We start from the raw sequence: 16,302 nt of genomic DNA on the forward strand, positions 1-16,302 counted from the left end.
GGAAAGTCGCGCTGACGGCGAGCATGCGGAAGATGATTGTAGTGCTAAATGCGATGGTGAGGGATGGGACTTACTGGGGAGAGTGCGATGTCAAGCAGGCTGCTTGACATCACAGTCGCTTGTTAGGTTCATACGAGCTTACGCCACCTGTACGAACCATACAATTTGCCGATAAGAACACAAGGCACGAGCAATAGGAAAACCACCTTTTCTATTTCACTGGCATACTTCGCCGCCAAAATTATAGGTGTTGCAATGATACCTACAAATAGAGGAACCCAAAGTAGCATACCAACTACAAAAATTGCTCTTTCGATACCTCTAATATTTTGCGTCGGCCTGGCAAGAAACAGAACAAGCCTATTTTTTGTGTTTGGTCTACGCCCAAGCAATACATCATTATGCGAACTCAGTGCAAACCCAAAAATTACACCGAAAAGCACATATAGAAATACAGATATTGCGATGATGAGGACGTTCATGGGCAAAACCTAACAGTTTATTCATGGGCATGGTCATATCTGCCCATATGCCTATATCTGGACATACATGGCTACATCTAACCATTGATGTCGATATCTAGCCACATATCGGCGTAACAGTCACTCTTACCGCCGGACCCAGCAATTACACGCAATTACGCCTACCTTTCGGTTTCGACGGCCATAAAACATACAAAGCCGGCACTCACGCAGTGAAATGCAATAAAAAAAGGGCCCTGACAGGGCCCTTCAGTGCTCAAAATCCTGTTGGATCCGGTGGAATACCAGTTACCACCCCATGCGTGCGATGGTGACCGGACGGCTGGCCGACAGCTCGCGGCCTGTGTCGTCTGTGGCTGTCAGCGTGATCCTGTAGCTGCCGCGCTGGTCGTAGCGGTGCCAGCCTCCGGTGCCCTGCGCCAGGGTACCGTCGCCGAAGTTCCAGCTGTAGCTCTGGTACGCGGCGCCCCGCCCACGGGCGCTGACCCATACCCAGTTCAGGAAGCGCTGTACGCGGAAGCGCGGTTGTTGCGCGTTTTGAGCATCCGGAGCCACGACCTGGCGCTGGGCCATTGTGGTGGCCCCGAGATCATCTTCCACCAATAGCGTCGCGGTGTATTCGCCCGGCGCGGCGTAGCGGTGCTTCGGGTTTTGCTCGGCGCTGGTTGCACCATCGCCGAAAGTCCACTGCCAGCGCGCGATTTCACCGTCCGCATCCGAACTGAGGTCGGTGAACTGGACATGCCGATTTGCGGTATCAACAGTGAAATCGGCCTGTGGCGCGCTGTTGGCCGGGGTCAGGTCCAGCTCCACGATTACCGGGTCGTGGTCCGAGGCTCTGTAGGCGTCGGCGCTGTAGAGGCTATTTACCTGCTCCGCACTCTTGTACTCCGTGTTGTAGTCCAGCGCCCGGGGCTCATCGGCGTTGATATGCCAGGCAGTGGCACCGGTGACCGAAGGCGCCAGGGCAGCGTTGGCCAGGGCATGGTCCAGGTAACCCGCCTGGCCGGCGAAGATATAGGAATACGCCCCGCTGCCGCCGAACTGGTCCAACAGGTCGGTATAGCCGGCCTCCTTCAAGGTGGTGATGGGGTTTTCCCGTGCATAGCTGTTCAGGTCGCCGAGGACCAGCACCCCCTCAGTGCCGGTACCAGCGGGATCGGTGGCGATCCAGCTGGCCAGCGCTTCGGCGGCCTGGGTGCGCACCCGGTTCCAGCAGCCCTGACCGTCGTTCTGGTCATCATCGAGGCTACCGTCACCGGGGCAGCTGCCCTTGGACTTGAAGTGGTTAACGGCTATCGCCACGGTTCCGCCACTGGATATTTCCGTAAACCCTTGCAACAGCGGCTGGCGGTTAAGGTCATCAAACGGGTAGCTGTCCAGGGTGACGGCGGGGCCCAGCGGCTGCACGCGGTCGCTGCGGTAGACGATACCCACCGTAATCTGGTCGTCGCCCAGCTGCGCGGTGCCCGGATCGACAACACCATACACCTCGGCACCGGCGGTGGTATTGAGACCATCCACCAGGTCCCGTATGGCACTATCGGCGCCGTAGCCGTCGTTCTCGATTTCCATCAGGCCGATGATGTCTGCGTTCATGGCCCGGATTGCAGCGATGATTTTGTCCCGCTGGCGCTGGAACTCTTCCGGGGTGTCAGCACCGCGATCGGTCGGGAATCCTCCACCATTACCGTCGCCGTTGAAGTAGTTCAGCACATTGAAGCTGGCCAGCCGCAGGCTGCCCTCACCCGGTAGCTCCGGCGCCGGGTTTCGTGGGTTGGTATCGCTGAACTGCGGCGCCTCTACCGGGTGTACACGGTAGGCTCCGAAACCGTAGCCGATCACCCCGCGCAGGCCGGCAACCCTAGCCCCCGCGCGCAGGCTGTTAGTGGCATCCAGCTGCGGTGCCGGGTAGGGAATTACCCCTGGGTTCTGCACCGTTGAACCGTCATCCAGCAGTATGCGGTTCAGGTCATTGGCGGCCTGCTGGGCCAGGGCCGCCGGCCCTGGCTCGACGATATTGGTGGGAATAAACAGGCGGCCGAAAGACAGCTCTGCCTCCCCATAACGGGCCAGGTTGTAATGGCCGGTGACGGTCAGTTCCTGCGCAAATTCCACCAGCATGCCCTCGAAACGCTCGGGCGCATCGGCGCTGGCAAAAGGCAGTACCGGCTGTGCAGCGGTAACACTGTGACCGCTGCTACAGACCTTGACGCCGTCGATCCCGGTCAGCTCGGTAAAATCGTAATACTCGGTGACATTGCCGACGACACGCACCAGGTCACCGACCTGTACCTCGACACCAAAGCCGCTGTCATAGACGAATAGGCCCTCTGAGGTAGTATCGAGCCCATCCTGGTCTGCGTCCTCTTCCTGCAGGAAGAATCCCCCCAGGCCACTGGCCGTGTCCCGGAAACTCCCTACCACCACGGCCTCCACCTCGACGCGTTCACCGTCGAGCGGGCTGGCGGCACCACTGCCCTGTACGGCGCTGACCAGGGTGGCGGACTCGCCGCACTGGCCCATCGTGACGCCGCCACCGCCAGTGTCGCCATCGGCCCCGCCGTGAGAGCCGAGGTTGTCAAAGTTGTCCTGCCCGGCACTGGTCCATTCAAGAAGCGGATCAAAGGTGTTGCCGCCATCGGTACGGCCGCTGGTGACCCCCTCATTGCGCCGTAGTGTCTGGTTCTGGGTGCCCACCGCGCTGTCGCCCCACTGGCTGCCGGGGTCCACGCCGACCTGGCCGATCACATCCACCGGTTGTCCCAGCCGGCTCAGCACGACTGCGTCATCGCCATTGAACAGGCCGCCGCCATAGGTCTGGTCCGCCTGCGCCAGCATGGCGGGATCGGCGCTGCCATGAGCCAGCACGAATACCTGGCCGTCGGCCAGGGCCCCTGTCAGGCCAATACTGGCACCCGGCGATACCGAGCCGTTGAAATAGACCTCTACCGCATAGTCCGCCAGGTCCACGGGTGCACCGGTACCGTTATAGATTTCCAGTGCCTTGTTGTTACTGCTGCCCTCGATGTATTCGGATATCAGCAGGTCCGCGGAAGCCACACCGGGAAGCATGCCGGAGAGAAGTAACGTGGGCAGCCATGCGCCCTTGAATCGTTTCATTAGGTTTGTCCCTGTCGTTATCGTGCAGTGGAGGCTGCGTTCACAAGTGCCCGGGATGACACTCTCAACCCGGCCCCAGACACGCGGTTTATTCCCCCTGCGCTAATGGATTTCCGGACCAACCGCTTCCGGGAGCGCGACAGGATGACAGCCGTTTTCTAACAACAGATGAGAAAAGGATGAAGAATTGCGGTACAGGAGGTTACCGTGTGGAGCATCCCACACTTGCAATGTGACTGGTGACCATTCATAAAAAAGCCGCGTTATGGCGGGCTTCACTCGTACAAATCCAGGTGGGCGATCAGGTCCCTCCCCACACCTCTTCCAGCCGCTGGTCGCGGCCACAGCGGTAGCGATAAAACTTGTAGCGCACGGGGTTGCGCTGGTAATAATTCTGGTGGTACTGCTCGGCAGGGTAGAAGGTAGCGGCTGGGACAATTTCAGTAACGATTTTCTTGCCCAGTTTTTCCTCTAGCACTTTCTTGCTTTCCTCGGCCTGGCGCTTCTCGCGCTCATTGGCATAGAAGATGGCACTGCGGTACTGGCTGCCGCGATCACAGAACTGGCCGCCGGCATCGAAGGGGTCCACATTGCGCCAGAACACCTGCAATAGCTGCGGGTAGCTTACCTTGCTCGCATCGTATTTCACCTGCACCACCTCGGCGTGACCGGTACCCCCGCTTGAAACCTGGTCGTAGGTGGGGTTTTCCACCTCGCCGCCGCTGTAGCCGGATGTTGTCTCCAGTACACCCTCAAGCTTGTCGTAGGGCGGTTCCATGCACCAGAAGCAGCCGCCAGCAAAAACCGCGGTACGGATGCTCTTGGTATCGTCCTGGGCCAGCGGGCCCGCCGCACCGATAATCAATAATAAGGCCAGTAGCCAGCGCATCCTCACATTCCTTCTCCGGGTTATGTATATGTGCACCATACGTGTATAGCCGCGCTCCGGATTCCGGGGCGGTATCTCTCAGACCACGCCCCGCAGCGCCCGTTCAAGGATGGCGCTGTATCCGGCCGCATCGAATTCCAGCGGGTTGCCCGCCGCCGCCGCGTCAGCCACAGCCATATTGCCCACCTGCTCCACCTGGTTAGTGCCGATACCGATTTCCTCCAGGCTGTGGGGAATACCGATCTCGGCGCGCAGGGCCAGGATCCAGTTGAGTACACCGGCAAACCCCGCCTGTGGCAGGTCCAGGTAGCGCGCCAGCCGCTCCATGGGTGCCTCCAGTGCGTCGCGATTGGCCTGCAACACGTAGGGCATCAGTACCGCATTCAGCAGGCCGTGGTGCGCATCATAGAGCGCACCCAGCGGGTGGGACAGCGCATGCATGGCCCCCAGCCCACGCTGGAAGGCGGTGGCACCCATGCTGGAAGCCACCAGCATCTGCTGGCGCGCCTCGATATTACGTCCATCCGCCACCGCACGCGGCAGGTATTCATGCACCAGCCGCATGCCCTCCAGTGCGATTCCCTCGGCCATGGGGTGGTAGCCGCGCGCACAGAAAGCCTCCAGATTGTGCGAGAGCGCGTCCATGCCGGTGGCAGCAGTGATACTGTGGGGCAGCCCTGTGCTCAGCTCCGGGTCCAGGATCACCAGTGCCGGCAGCATTTTCGGGTGGAAGATAATCCGCTTGACCCGGGCCACCTCGTCGGTGATTACCGACGAGCGCCCCACTTCCGAACCGGTGCCGGCGGTGGTGGGAACGGCGATGACCGGTACCATGCCGGCCTCGTCCACACGCCGGAAATTGTCCCCGACGTCCTCGAAATCCCACAGTGGCCGCCTCTGTCCGGCCATCAGGGCGATGGCCTTGGCGGCATCCATGGCCGAGCCGCCGCCGAAGGCTATTACCCCGTCGTGCCAGCCGGCACGCAGGGCCGCCACCCCACTGTCCACATTGGCGCCGTTGGGATTACTTTTCACATCGGCAAACACCGCAATCTTCAGTCCGTCATTGCGGCAGATCCGCAACGCGGTTTCCACCATTGGCAGGTCCGCCAGGCCGGGATCGGTCACCAGCATTGGCGTGTGGATTCCCAGCTCCCGGCAGGCCGCGGGCAGTTCATTCACCCTGCCGGGCCCCACGCGCATGGCGGTGGGGTAATTCCAGTTTACGGAGGGGGCTCGGGTGTTCATGGCGGGCCTCGGGGCTCAGGGTTGCTGTTTCAGGTGAAAAGACTTGGGACGGGTCAGGTGTTCGTAGCCGATGCCGGACAGGGTGCAGCCGCGACCGGAGTTCTTGACGCCGGTCCAGGCCAGGGCCGGATCGAGGTAATCACAGCGGTTCATAAATACCGTACCGCATTCCAGCCGCCCACCCAGTGCCAGTGCGGCCTGTTCATCGGCGGTGAAGATGGCCGCGGTCAGGCCGAATTCGCTGTCGTTCATGAGTGCCAGCGCCTCGGCATCATCGCGTACCGGCATCAACCCCACGACCGGTCCGAAAGACTCCTCGCGCATCACCCGCATACTGTGGTCCACGCCGGTAAGCAGCTGGGGCGCCAGGTAGGTAGTGCCGCGCCGGTCCATGGCAAAACCGGACGGATCGATATGGGCGGTGGCACCCGCGGCAATGGCCTCGTCCACCTGGGCGCGGACAAAGTCGGCCGCCTCGGCACGCACCAGCGGGCCCAGGTTGGTGTCCGGGTCATCGGGCCGGCCCAGCCGGTAGGCGCCCACAATCCCGGCCGCGCGCTCCACAAACTCGTCGTGCAGCGACTCGTGTACGTAAATACGCTCGATACCGCAACAGGACTGGCCGGAATTGAAATAGGCCCCGTCGATCGCGGCGGCCACCGCATGGTCCAGGTCCGCGTCCGCCCGGACATAAGCGGGATCCTTGCCGCCCAGCTCCAGGCCCAGCTTGATAAAACGACCCGCGGCAGCGCGCTCCACCATGCGACCACCGGCCACCGAGCCGGTAAAGGCCACATGAGCCACTTCCGGTGCGCGCACCAGGTTCTCGGTGTCGGCATGGGACAGGTGCAGGTACTGGAATACCCCCTGCGGCAGCCCGGCTTCGGCAAACACCTCCACCATCTGTTCAGCGCACAGCGGCGTCTGTGCGGAATGCTTCAGGATCACCGCATTGCCCGCCAGTAGCGCCGGCACCACGGCATTGACCGCCGTCAGGTAAGGGTAATTCCACGGCGCCACTACCAGGGAAGTACCCAATGGTTCGCGCCGGATCAGTCGCGTGAAGCCGGTCTTTTCCGGCAGGCGGATATCCGCCAGGGAGTCTGCGGCAATATCTGCCATGTAATTGGCCCGCTCGGCAAAGCCGAGGATTTCGCCCTCGGCGAAGCGGATCGGCCGGCCCATCATCCAGCACAACTCTTCCCCCAGCCGCGCCCTGCGATCCAGCATCAACATCACTGCCTGGCGCACGATGGCGACCCGCTCGGCCAGCGGGGTGCGGGCCCAGGCCGGTTGCGCACCAGCCGCCAGCTCCAGTGCCGCGCTGATTTCAGGAGGTTCCGCCAGCGGGCGCTCGACGTAGACCGAGTGATCGATGGGCGAAATACACTGCAGTTTTTGCATGAATTCCAGTATCCGGTAATGGTCGGCGCGGGCCTGCCCGCGCTCAGATAATCTCGAAGTAGCGCTCCAGCTCCCAGTCGCTCACATGGCGACGGTACTCCCGCTCCTCCCACTCGCGGCTGGCGACAAAATGGTCCACGAAGCTGTTGCCGAACAATTCCCGCGCGGCGTCTGACTCCCTGAGGCGTTGAGCCGAGTCCCACAGGGTGAGCGGCAGGGCCAGTTCCTCCGGCTGCTCCAGCGCGTAGGCATTGCCGGCGACCGGTTCGCCGGGCTCCCAACCCTGCAGGATGCCGTAGAGGCCCGACCCCAGCGCTGCCGCCAGGGCCAGGTAGGGATTGGCGTCGGCCGCGCCCAGCCGGTACTCGAGCCGCTGTGATTTGTCGCTGCCGGGAATCACCCGCAGGGCCGCGGTGCGGTTCTCCACCCCCCAGGTGGCTCCGGTGGGCGCCCAGAAACCGGGCACCAGCCGCCGGTAGCTGTTGACCGTGGGAGCCATCATGGCGAGGAGTTCGGGCATCAGGCGCTGCTGGCCGGCGAGGAAATGCCGCTGTACGGCGCTCATGTTCTGTGGCTGCTGCGGGTCGAAGAAGGCCGACTTGCCCGAGTCGCAATCGCGCAGGGACAGGTGTATATGGCCGCTCTGGCCCGGGTAGTCGCCGGACCATTTGGCCATAAACGTCGCCATCAGCCCGTTGCGCTGGGCCAGCACCTTGAGGAAGGTCTTGAACAGGGCAGCCTTGTCACCGGCAGCCTCGGCGCCGTCCACGGTGATCGCCGCCTCCAGCACGCCCGGCCCGGTTTCCGTATGCAGCCCCTCGATGGGGAAGTCCATCCGCTCGCCCAGCTCCAGGATCTGGCGATGCAGTTCCGAGTGGACCGAGTTGCGGATGACCGAGTAACCAAACCAGTCCGGGGTAAAGGGTTTGAGGTTGCGGAAACCTTTTTCCCGCGCGGAATCCGGCGTCTCGTCAAACAGGAAGAATTCGTACTCCAGTGCGCCCATGGGCTCGAAACCCGCCTCACGGCAGCGTTGCACCACCCGGCGCAGGGTGCCGCGGGGACAGACCTCCTCTGCCTGGCGGTCAAACTCCGCCAGGAACAGCAACATGCCATCCTCGAAGGGAATCTCACGACAGCTTTCCGGGAGAACCCGCACCGGGGCATCGGGATAGCCCGTGTGCCAGCCGGTGTAGCTGGCATTGTCGTAGAGCTGGTCCTTGACGTCCCAACCCAGTACCACGTCGCAGAAAGCGAAGCCGTGCTCCAGGGCGGAGAAGAATTTGTCGCGGCTCATGTACTTGCCGCGCATCACGCCGTCGTTGTCAAACAGCCCCACCTTGACGTGGGTCAGCTGGCGTTCTTCGACAATCTGCCGGGCCTGGGCGGCAGTCCGTACCTCTCGCGGCAATAATCCGGGGGTCTGGCTCGGATCGAGCATCGGGGGCCTCGCTATTGTTGTTATCCACCAGCGGGTATCTCGCTAACAGCATAGTCAATGCGGGGCCATTCGGTGACCACAGGGCCAGATGTGCACTTCCCGCACGCCGGTGCTTTCAGCGACGCCGCGCAGGGTTTATAATCCGCCCTCCCGAATTTTCGTCCACTTTTTAATCAGGAACAGCAATGAGCTTCGACAAGGTTTCCGCAGGTAAGGACCTGCCCAACGATATCAACGTCATCATCGAAATCCCGGCCAACCACGACCCGATCAAGTACGAAGTGGACAAGGATGCAGACGCGGTGTTCGTGGACCGTTTCGTGGCCACCCCGATGTTCTACCCGGCCAACTACGGCTACGTGCCGCAGACCCTGTCCGAGGACGGCGATCCCCTCGACGTGCTGGTTGTGGCCCCCTACCCGGTAATGGTTGGCTCCGTGATCCGCTCCCGCGTAATCGGCGTGCTGAAGATGACCGATGAGTCCGGTGTCGACGCCAAGCTGCTGGCGGTACCGCACACCAAACTGACCAAGCTGTACGACCACGTACAGGAAATCGGCGACCTGCCGGAACTGCTGCTGAAGCAGATCGAGCACTACTTCGAGAACTACAAGGCGCTGGAAGCCGGCAAGTGGGTGAAGGTAGACGGCTGGGACAACGCCGACGCCGCCCGCGCCGAAGTTATGTCCTCCCGCGAGCGCTACCTGAAAGAGGAAGGCTGAATACGCCATTCCGCCCAGGTATAAAAAAACCGGCCATATGGCCGGTTTTTTCGTTTCTGGAGCTGTCCGTGGCAATAGCCCTATTGCAGCTGCCAGTCCGGCACGCTGATCGGAGCGGCGGCCGGCCGCTGGTGTTCATTCTCCTCCACCAGGTTGCCCTGCTGCGGTTTAAGGCTCAGGTGGCCGGTATCCACGTCCACAGCCGCACTGCGCTGGCGCTCGCTGTCCCGCACCAGGTTGCCTTCCATCGGGGCAACACTGAGGCCTGCCGCACCGGCAGCCGGTTTCTGCTCCGGGGCACCGGCTGTCCCGGCTCGCGATTGCGAGGGAGTTGCAGCGGATGAACTTCCCGGCTGTCCCTCGGCCTTCAATACGGCCTTTGCCCCCACTTTCTCCAGCGCCGCGAGCATCTGCTGCGCCTGCGCCTCGGGCAGGTTTTTCTTGATCGCCAGCGGGCGACCGCCGAACAGTTTCTCCACGGTGTCCGGCCCGGCCTTGAACAGGCGCGCCAGGTTGGCCTTGACGTCGCCGGCAGTAAAGCCCGGCACCAGGTCGCCGCGGAATATCAGGCTGTAGCGAGGTTCGGACATGGCTTCCTCAATCCCCTGTCATGCTTTCTTCATTGTTGTTATGGCTATTATGCCGGCCTGGCGGTGGGATTCCGTCGCTCAGTCGTCAGAATCGAGGGTCTGGTCCATGGTATAGGCCGGAGCCGCCGCCGTCCTGCCGCCCACCTGGCGCGCCGGTACACCCGCCACCGTGTAATGGGCCGGCACATCGGCCAGAACCAGGCTGCCGGCGGCAATCTTTACCCCCTCCCCCACATGCACCGGGCCCAACACCTTGGCACCGGCACCGATCATTACGCCACGGCCGATCTTCGGGTGACGATCACCCCCACCGCTGCCACTGCCGCCCAGGGTCACCGAGTGCAGGATGGAAACGTCGTCGCCCACCACCGACGTCTCACCCACTACCAGCCCGGTGGCGTGATCAATCATGATGCCGCGACCGAAACGGGCCGCAGGGTGTATATCCACTGCGAACTGTTCCGATACCCGGCTCTGGAAATACAGCGCCAGCGTGCGGCGCCCCTGCTCCCAGAGCCAGTGCGACACCCGGTGCGACTGCAGGGCATGGAACCCCTTGAAATAAAGGAAAGGCGTGAGGTAGTGCTCACAGGCGGGGTCGCGGTCATACCAGGCACAGATATCCGCCTGCATGGCCCGAGAAATTTCCGCGTCGTTCTGCAATGCGGCGGCAATCACTTCCTGCAGCGCCGTGGCCGTCAGCGCGCTGTGGTCGAGTACCGAGGCGAGCTGGTAAGACAGCGCATCGTCCAGGGATTTGTGCCGCAGGATGGTATTGTGGAAATAACTGGCGAGCACCGGCTCACCCGCGGCCAGTTCCTGCGCCTCGACGCGCATCATGCCCCAGACGTCGCGCCCATTGCCGCCGCCATGATTGCTTCCCTCGATTGCGCTTCCCTCTCCCATTGGCTACCGCCTGGCTCCCGTCTGGCTCATGTCATTCTCTTAGCTGGCATTCTCACAACCGGTACTCACCCGGTATCCGGGTAGCATTCCGGCGGCACACGGATAAACCGCCGGTAGATATCGTCGAGATTTGCGCAGACAGTGTCGCACAGTTCCAGCTCATTGTGCTCCCACAACCGCCGCAGGCCATCCACTGTCAGCAGGTCATCCAGCTCGCGGGAACGGGGCGCATAACTCAGGTGCCAGCGTTCCGGCGCGATACCGCCCCGATCCTCTGCATAGGGCCGGAACAGGCCATGGCTTTCCCCGGCGGCAATGCGCTGGTCCAGCCAGCAATGGAATGGACCGAATACGCCGCAATCCTCCACTTCCCGGGGGGTGAGCTGCGGGCGATAGTCCTCCGGCACCGCAGCGGCGTCAATAACATCAAAGTCCGTACCCCAGTGGTGTCGCGAGGCGCCGGGCAGCGCCGACCAGCGCAGGATGGCGTAAACCCGGTCCCGGGGTGAAAGTGCCGCCGCATCCAGGGGCTCCCCCCCGCTGTCCAGCAGCGGGCGCTGGCCACCGGCCTTGCCGTTCCAGATCGTGCGTTGGCGCTCGAAGTCGCGGAATCCTGATACCACACGGGGTTCAAACCCGGCCGCGCGTGCATCCTGGCGCAGGCGCTCAAAGGCCACCAGGGCCTCCGGGTGCAAAAGCTGCCCGGAAATCGGTTCAAGAATGACATGTTCATCCGAGAGCCCAAACAACATCCGCTCAATCGCGGCATCTAACATCACATGTACCCCGGTTTAAGGCCTGAATCCCAGTAAATTCCAGCTAAATTTACTACATTTCCGATATTGGACGGTATCAAAAGTCAGCTGAGGTCCAGGCGACAAGTCGCCGGTTCAAAACTGGCATGTAACTCCAAAAAAGTTGCTTACTTCTTTTGCTAATCAGCTTTTGACTGCTTATCCACTTATGTTATTTTGCATAGCCCGGTTCAAGGAATGAGCCGATCCGTGCATTGCCGGCGCCAGAATCTGGCACCGCCGATTAAAGTGGCGTATCTACCAGGGAAGATCACCATGCACCCGAGTCAATCAGAGCTCCTCAAACTCAAAAACCTCGGACTCGCGTCAGTCAATATTCTCCATTCCATCGGGATTCGCACTTGTGATGACCTGCGCCGGATCGGTCCGGTGGAGGCCTTTACCTGCATCCGGGCCCGCGGTATCAACGCTTCCCGTGTACTCCTCTACGCATTGCAGGGGGCACTGCTGGATGTTCACTGGAACGAGCTGGACCCCGACCTGAAACGACGCCTGGCCGATGAGGCGGATCGCGCCATGTCCGCGCAGGGCCAGGACTGACCCGGGCGCGGGAACCAATCCGGCATGCCACTCCCGCGGCGGGGCGAATCTTGTAATCTCCCCGCAGCGCCCCAATCTACACTTCTCCCAAGGATTACTACTGGAGAGTGAGCCGATGTTGCGCATTGGTTTGTTTTTACTGACTAACCTGGCCGTGCTGGTGCTGGCCGGGATCATCTTTAACCTGTTCGGTTTCCAGGGGATTCTCGCCGCCAACGGCGTGGACCTGAACCTCACCGGGCTGCTGACTTTGTGCGCCGTATTCGGTTTCGGTGGCGCCCTGGTGTCGCTGCTGCTTTCCAAGACCATCGCCCGGATGAGCACTCGCACCCAGGTGATCACCCAGCCGCAGACAGCCGACGAGCAATGGCTGGTGGATACCGTGCGGGACCTGTCCGAAAAAGCCGGCATCGGGATGCCCGATGTGGGCATCTTCCCCATGCAACAGGCCAACGCCTTTGCCACCGGCTGGAACCGCAACAGCGCGCTGGTAGCGGTGAGTGCCGGCCTGCTGCAGCGCTTTAACCGCGACGAGGCGCGGGCGGTCATCGGCCACGAGATCGGTCACGTCGCCAACGGCGACATGGTGACCCTGGCACTGGTCCAGGGCGTGGTAAACACCTTCGTCATGTTCTTTGCGCGCCTGGTGGGCTTTTTCGTGGACCGGGTGATCCTGAAGAACGAGCAGGGCCTGGGGATCGGTTACTTCGTGACTTCCATCATCATGGATATCCTGTTCGGCTTCCTGGCCATGATGGTGGTGGCCTGGTTCAGCCGTCGACGGGAGTACCGCGCCGATGCAGCGGGCGCCGACCTCACCACCCGCGAGTCGATGGCCGCGGCCCTGATGCGCATCAAGTCTGAATCCGAGGCCGGCCGCGAGCAACCGCTGCCCAGCAACATGAAAGCCTTTGGCATCTACGGCAATATGGGGGCGCTGATGGCCAGCCATCCGCCGCTTGAGGATCGTATCCTGGCCCTGCAGAATCGATAACCGGGGACGGCCCCGTCCCCAGGTATGGCCGGTCCGCGCCAGCGCGGCCGGCTGCTGTCCCAGTTAGAACAACATACCCGGACCATGAAAAAACTGGTTTCACTGATTTTCGCCATCACCCTCCTGGCGTTCCCCTGCCTCGCCAGTGCGGGATCCCTGCTGCCCGACTTCTCCACCGACGACGAGAAGAACACCATGCAGGTGTTCAATTTTGCCAGCCCATCCGTGGTGTATGTCACCAACGAGACGTTGGTGCGGGATCGCTGGAGCCTGCGCATGCACACGGTGCCCAAGGGCGCCGGCAGCGGCTTTATCTGGGACCGCCAGGGACATATCGTCACAAATTTCCATGTGATCGAGGGCGCGCGCAAGGTAACCATCACCCTGCAGGACCGCAGCGAGTGGCCGGCGGAGCTGGTGGGATCCGCACCGGAGAAGGACCTGGCGGTGCTCAGGATCAATGCGCCACCGGAGCTGCTGGCACCCCTGGTGCCGGGAACCTCCAACACCCTCTCGGTCGGCCGCAAGGTGCTCGCCATCGGCAATCCCTTTGGGCTGGACACCACCCTGACCACCGGTGTGGTGAGCGCCCTGGGTCGCGAGATACAGGCTGCCAATAACCGCACCATTCGCAATGTGATCCAGACCGACGCGGCCATCAATCCCGGCAATTCCGGTGGTCCGCTGCTGAATTCCCGCGGCCAGTTGATCGGGGTGAACACCGCCATCTACAGCCCCAGCGGCGCCAGCGTAGGCATCGGCTTTGCCATCCCCGTGGACACCGTGAAAAAAATCGTACCGGAACTGATTGCCCACGGCCGCCTGGTGCGGCCAGTACTGGGTATCGAGTCCGCGCCGGACCAGTGGGCCAGCCGCTTTGGCTTCGACGGCGTGGCAGTGCTGCGCATTGCTCCCGGCATGCCCGCGGAGGAGGCCGGGCTGCGCGGCGTGTTCCGCACCGAACGCGGTGGCTGGCAGCTGGGGGACGTGATCATCGCCGTGGATGACGATCCCGTGCGTAATTATGATGACCTGCTGAATGCCCTGGAAAAACACCGTGCGGGCGACCAGGTAAGGCTGGAGTTCCTGCGCGACGGCCGGGAACAGCAGGCTTACATCACACTGGCCGCACCGGAGTAAACTGGCGCGGCCGATAAAACGCAGAAAACACTAAAAGGGTTAGCGTGCAGAAATACTTTCTTTGTCGTTACGACGAGTTGAGCGAGGGGCAGTCGAAAGGCTTTTCCCTGGGGGACACGGCCGCAGGCGCGGACAATGTCTTTGCGGTGATGAAAGACGGCGAGATCTACGCCTACAAGAACAGCTGCCCGCACCAGGGCATCAACCTGGACTGGCAACCCGACCAGTTCCTGGACCCGGATGGGGCACTGATCCAGTGCGCCTCCCACGGCGCCCTGTTCATGATCGAGTCCGGCGAGTGCATTGCCGGCCCCTGTGCCGGCGACGCCCTGACCCCGGTGCCGATCGAGCACAGCCCAGAGGGACTGTACGTTATCCTGGCGGAATGACAGCGCGGTGGCGGCTGCCAGGGCCAAGGTGTCGTCGCAGCCCCGGGGCAAACGGGCCCCTTACTGACCTGCCCTAGACGCTGAAGGGCACGGAATCCGCCAGTGCAATTTCCCCGGCGCCCAGATGCGCGCGATACGCGATAACCTCAACGCCCGCGGCAACCGCCGTGTCCAGCGCAGCGGCATAAGCCGGGTCGATTTCCCGAGCCGGCGCCACCGTCTGGATGCCCGAGTGCTGCACACAGTAGAAGAGCACCGCGCGCACACCTTCTTCGGCCAGCTTCTGCAGTTCCCGCAGGTGCTTGGTGCCCCGCGCACTGACTGCATCCGGGAACAGTCCCCGGCTGCCCTCGGCCAGGGTGACGTTTTTTACCTCGACATAGCAGTCGCCCCTGTCGCCGGACAACAACAGGTCGATGCGGCTGTTTTCGGCGCCATAACGCACTTCCCGCCGCACCCGCTCGTACCCCTGCAGCTCGGTAACAATGCCGTTGGCAATTGCCTCCTCCACCAGGGCATTGGAGCGGCCCGTATTCACCCCCGCCAGCGCCTGCTCCGGAGTGGTGGTGATCTCGAGGGTGTGCCGGTACTTGCGCTTGGGATTACCGGAATCCGAGTACCAGCAGGGGCTGTTCTCTACCCAGCAGTTCTTCATCGAACCGGTGTTGGGGCAGTGAATGGTGAAAATGTCGCCGGTTTCCGTTTGGATATCGGCGAGAAAGCGCTTATAGCGGCGCAGCAGCGTGCCCCGTTGCAATGGAGGATTAAACTTCACAGTAAGACCTTTGCGGACAAATCTTGCGCCACAAAATACCAGACAACATTTTGTGGCGCGAACTGCAGAGATTTGATAGTTTCCTCGCTCTCGGTCGCCCGGGGTATGGCGCCGGGACAGGAGCAGCCTGCCGCTTATCGGTCCGATGCATCTTCCCAGACGGTTACCAAACCGCCAACAAGGTTAAAAATGCATCAACCCGGTAAAATCCGGTCTAGGCTAGTGTCCAGCCTCACGCGAATTGCAGGCGCGGGACCGGACATATTGAATTTGGTGGTACAGCCCTCATATCAGGGGGCCCGTATAGAAAGAGAGGCAACGACTATGCCCAAAACTGCTGCGAGCACCGAATCTCTGCACGGCTTTGAGCCCTACAAGGAGAAGAAGGGCGAAGAGTACATGAACGAGAAGCAGCAGGAGCACTTCCGCAACTTGCTGCTGGCCTGGAAAGCCGAGCTGATGGCGGAAGTGGACCGCACCGTTTCCCACATGAAAGACGAGGCAGCCAACTTCCCGGACCCGGCCGATCGGGCCAGCCAGGAAGAGGAGTTCAGCCTGGAACTGCGCACCCGCGACCGCGAGCGCAAGCTGATCAAGAAAATCGACGCCACCATCGAACTGATCGACCAGGACGATTATGGCTTCTGCGAGGCCTGCGGCGTGGAAATTGGCATCCGTCGCCTGGAGGCCCGGCCCACCGCCACGCTCTGCGTCGACTGCAAGACCCTGGCGGAAATCAAGGAACGGCAGATCTCCGGCTGAGCTCTGCCAGCCCCTGCGGGCGATCCCGGTGATCGCCCCGCTCCCCTCCCGGGGCAGCGGTGTCCAGCGCCGCTTTGCACAC

16 protein-coding genes are annotated in these 16,302 nt (G+C 62.0%); 6 read left to right on the forward strand and 10 right to left on the reverse strand.

Features of this window, described 5'->3' with window-relative positions:
- Positions 1-128: 128 nt before the first annotated feature.
- From ACH6CX_RS17565 to ACH6CX_RS17590, 6 genes are all read right to left on the reverse strand, one after another.
- Positions 129-482, reverse strand: coding sequence for a hypothetical protein (locus ACH6CX_RS17565; RefSeq protein WP_237064080.1), 354 nt, complete (start codon positions 480-482; stop codon positions 129-131).
- Between the two features lie 288 nt (positions 483-770).
- Positions 771-3,605, reverse strand: a complete 2,835-nt coding sequence (locus ACH6CX_RS17570) for an ExeM/NucH family extracellular endonuclease (protein ID WP_396676083.1) — start codon at positions 3,603-3,605, stop codon at positions 771-773.
- Between the two features lie 301 nt (positions 3,606-3,906).
- Positions 3,907-4,494 (reverse strand): peptide-methionine (S)-S-oxide reductase MsrA, encoded by a 588-nt coding sequence (gene msrA / locus ACH6CX_RS17575; protein ID WP_237064082.1) that lies wholly within the window; start codon positions 4,492-4,494, stop codon positions 3,907-3,909.
- Positions 4,495-4,572: 78 nt separating this feature from the next.
- Positions 4,573-5,742: an iron-containing alcohol dehydrogenase gene (locus tag ACH6CX_RS17580; protein WP_334078708.1), complete on the reverse strand. Its 1,170-nt coding sequence runs from the start codon at positions 5,740-5,742 to the stop codon at positions 4,573-4,575.
- A gap of 15 nt (positions 5,743-5,757) precedes the next feature.
- The gene (locus ACH6CX_RS17585) at positions 5,758-7,146 is read right to left on the reverse strand and encodes an aldehyde dehydrogenase family protein (protein WP_334078707.1); all 1,389 of its coding nucleotides are present in this window, start codon (positions 7,144-7,146) and stop codon (positions 5,758-5,760) included.
- 43 nt (positions 7,147-7,189) lie between these two features.
- On the reverse strand, positions 7,190-8,587 hold the full coding sequence (locus ACH6CX_RS17590) for a glutamine synthetase family protein (RefSeq protein WP_237064085.1): 1,398 nt from the start codon (positions 8,585-8,587) through the stop codon (positions 7,190-7,192).
- Positions 8,588-8,772: 185 nt separating this feature from the next.
- On the opposite strand from ACH6CX_RS17590, the gene ppa reads away from it, so the two are divergent.
- Complete coding sequence (ppa, locus tag ACH6CX_RS17595; RefSeq protein WP_233006094.1) at positions 8,773-9,309, forward strand: inorganic diphosphatase; 537 nt, start codon at positions 8,773-8,775, stop codon at positions 9,307-9,309.
- Between the two features lie 80 nt (positions 9,310-9,389).
- On the opposite strand, the gene ACH6CX_RS17600 is transcribed toward ppa, so the two are convergent.
- The 3 genes from ACH6CX_RS17600 to ACH6CX_RS17610 form a co-directional block, all read right to left on the reverse strand.
- Positions 9,390-9,899 (reverse strand): hypothetical protein, encoded by a 510-nt coding sequence (locus ACH6CX_RS17600; protein ID WP_334078706.1) that lies wholly within the window; start codon positions 9,897-9,899, stop codon positions 9,390-9,392.
- A 78-nt stretch (positions 9,900-9,977) separates the two neighbouring features.
- The gene (gene cysE / locus ACH6CX_RS17605) at positions 9,978-10,805 is read right to left on the reverse strand and encodes a serine O-acetyltransferase (RefSeq protein ID WP_370636794.1); all 828 of its coding nucleotides are present in this window, start codon (positions 10,803-10,805) and stop codon (positions 9,978-9,980) included.
- A gap of 65 nt (positions 10,806-10,870) precedes the next feature.
- Complete coding sequence (locus tag ACH6CX_RS17610) at positions 10,871-11,581, reverse strand: M15 family metallopeptidase (protein ID WP_334078712.1); 711 nt, start codon at positions 11,579-11,581, stop codon at positions 10,871-10,873.
- Positions 11,582-11,875: 294 nt separating this feature from the next.
- Here ACH6CX_RS17610 and ACH6CX_RS17615 point away from each other — a divergent pair, with 294 nt between their 5' ends.
- The 4 genes from ACH6CX_RS17615 (at position 11,876) to ACH6CX_RS17630 (ending at position 14,683) form a co-directional block, all read left to right on the forward strand.
- Positions 11,876-12,160, forward strand: coding sequence for a TfoX/Sxy family protein (locus ACH6CX_RS17615; RefSeq protein WP_233006096.1), 285 nt, complete (start codon positions 11,876-11,878; stop codon positions 12,158-12,160).
- Between the two features lie 115 nt (positions 12,161-12,275).
- Positions 12,276-13,154 carry a protease HtpX gene (htpX, locus tag ACH6CX_RS17620; RefSeq protein ID WP_233006097.1) on the forward strand — a complete coding sequence of 293 codons (879 nt, stop codon included), beginning with the start codon at positions 12,276-12,278 and terminating at the stop codon, positions 13,152-13,154.
- Positions 13,155-13,238: 84 nt separating this feature from the next.
- Positions 13,239-14,294, forward strand: coding sequence for a S1C family serine protease (locus ACH6CX_RS17625; protein WP_233006098.1), 1,056 nt, complete (start codon positions 13,239-13,241; stop codon positions 14,292-14,294).
- Positions 14,295-14,338: 44 nt separating this feature from the next.
- Positions 14,339-14,683: a Rieske (2Fe-2S) protein gene (locus ACH6CX_RS17630; protein ID WP_334078705.1), complete on the forward strand. Its 345-nt coding sequence runs from the start codon at positions 14,339-14,341 to the stop codon at positions 14,681-14,683.
- A 73-nt stretch (positions 14,684-14,756) separates the two neighbouring features.
- Here the strand turns inward: ACH6CX_RS17630 and sfsA are convergent, their stop codons facing one another.
- The gene (gene sfsA, locus ACH6CX_RS17635; protein WP_237064087.1) at positions 14,757-15,458 is read right to left on the reverse strand and encodes a DNA/RNA nuclease SfsA; all 702 of its coding nucleotides are present in this window, start codon (positions 15,456-15,458) and stop codon (positions 14,757-14,759) included.
- Between the two features lie 324 nt (positions 15,459-15,782).
- Between sfsA and dksA the strand changes: the two genes are divergently transcribed.
- Positions 15,783-16,220: an RNA polymerase-binding protein DksA gene (gene dksA, locus ACH6CX_RS17640; protein ID WP_233006102.1), complete on the forward strand. Its 438-nt coding sequence runs from the start codon at positions 15,783-15,785 to the stop codon at positions 16,218-16,220.
- Positions 16,221-16,302: the final 82 nt, after the last annotated feature.

It is taken from the genome of Microbulbifer sp. JSM ZJ756 (assembly GCF_044383805.1).
In the GTDB taxonomy this organism is placed as follows: domain Bacteria; phylum Pseudomonadota; class Gammaproteobacteria; order Pseudomonadales; family Cellvibrionaceae; genus Microbulbifer; species Microbulbifer zhoushanensis.

Excerpts from the sequence above, each read along its gene's own strand:
- ACH6CX_RS17565 (WP_237064080.1), bottom strand. The coding sequence starts at position 482 with ATGAACGTCCTCATCATCGCAATATCTGTATTTCTATATGTGCTTTTC.
- ACH6CX_RS17570 (WP_396676083.1), bottom strand. The coding sequence starts at position 3,605 with ATGAAACGATTCAAGGGCGCATGGCTGCCCACGTTACTTCTCTCCGGC.
- msrA (WP_237064082.1), bottom strand. The coding sequence starts at position 4,494 with ATGCGCTGGCTACTGGCCTTATTATTGATTATCGGTGCGGCGGGCCCG.
- ACH6CX_RS17580 (WP_334078708.1), bottom strand. The coding sequence starts at position 5,742 with ATGAACACCCGAGCCCCCTCCGTAAACTGGAATTACCCCACCGCCATG.
- ACH6CX_RS17585 (WP_334078707.1), bottom strand. The coding sequence starts at position 7,146 with ATGCAAAAACTGCAGTGTATTTCGCCCATCGATCACTCGGTCTACGTC.
- ACH6CX_RS17590 (WP_237064085.1), bottom strand. The coding sequence starts at position 8,587 with ATGCTCGATCCGAGCCAGACCCCCGGATTATTGCCGCGAGAGGTACGG.
- ppa (WP_233006094.1), top strand. The coding sequence starts at position 8,773 with ATGAGCTTCGACAAGGTTTCCGCAGGTAAGGACCTGCCCAACGATATC.
- ACH6CX_RS17600 (WP_334078706.1), bottom strand. The coding sequence starts at position 9,899 with ATGTCCGAACCTCGCTACAGCCTGATATTCCGCGGCGACCTGGTGCCG.
- cysE (WP_370636794.1), bottom strand. The coding sequence starts at position 10,805 with ATGGGAGAGGGAAGCGCAATCGAGGGAAGCAATCATGGCGGCGGCAAT.
- ACH6CX_RS17610 (WP_334078712.1), bottom strand. The coding sequence starts at position 11,581 with ATGTTAGATGCCGCGATTGAGCGGATGTTGTTTGGGCTCTCGGATGAA.
- ACH6CX_RS17615 (WP_233006096.1), top strand. The coding sequence starts at position 11,876 with ATGCACCCGAGTCAATCAGAGCTCCTCAAACTCAAAAACCTCGGACTC.
- htpX (WP_233006097.1), top strand. The coding sequence starts at position 12,276 with ATGTTGCGCATTGGTTTGTTTTTACTGACTAACCTGGCCGTGCTGGTG.
- ACH6CX_RS17625 (WP_233006098.1), top strand. The coding sequence starts at position 13,239 with ATGAAAAAACTGGTTTCACTGATTTTCGCCATCACCCTCCTGGCGTTC.
- dksA (WP_233006102.1), top strand. The coding sequence starts at position 15,783 with ATGCCCAAAACTGCTGCGAGCACCGAATCTCTGCACGGCTTTGAGCCC.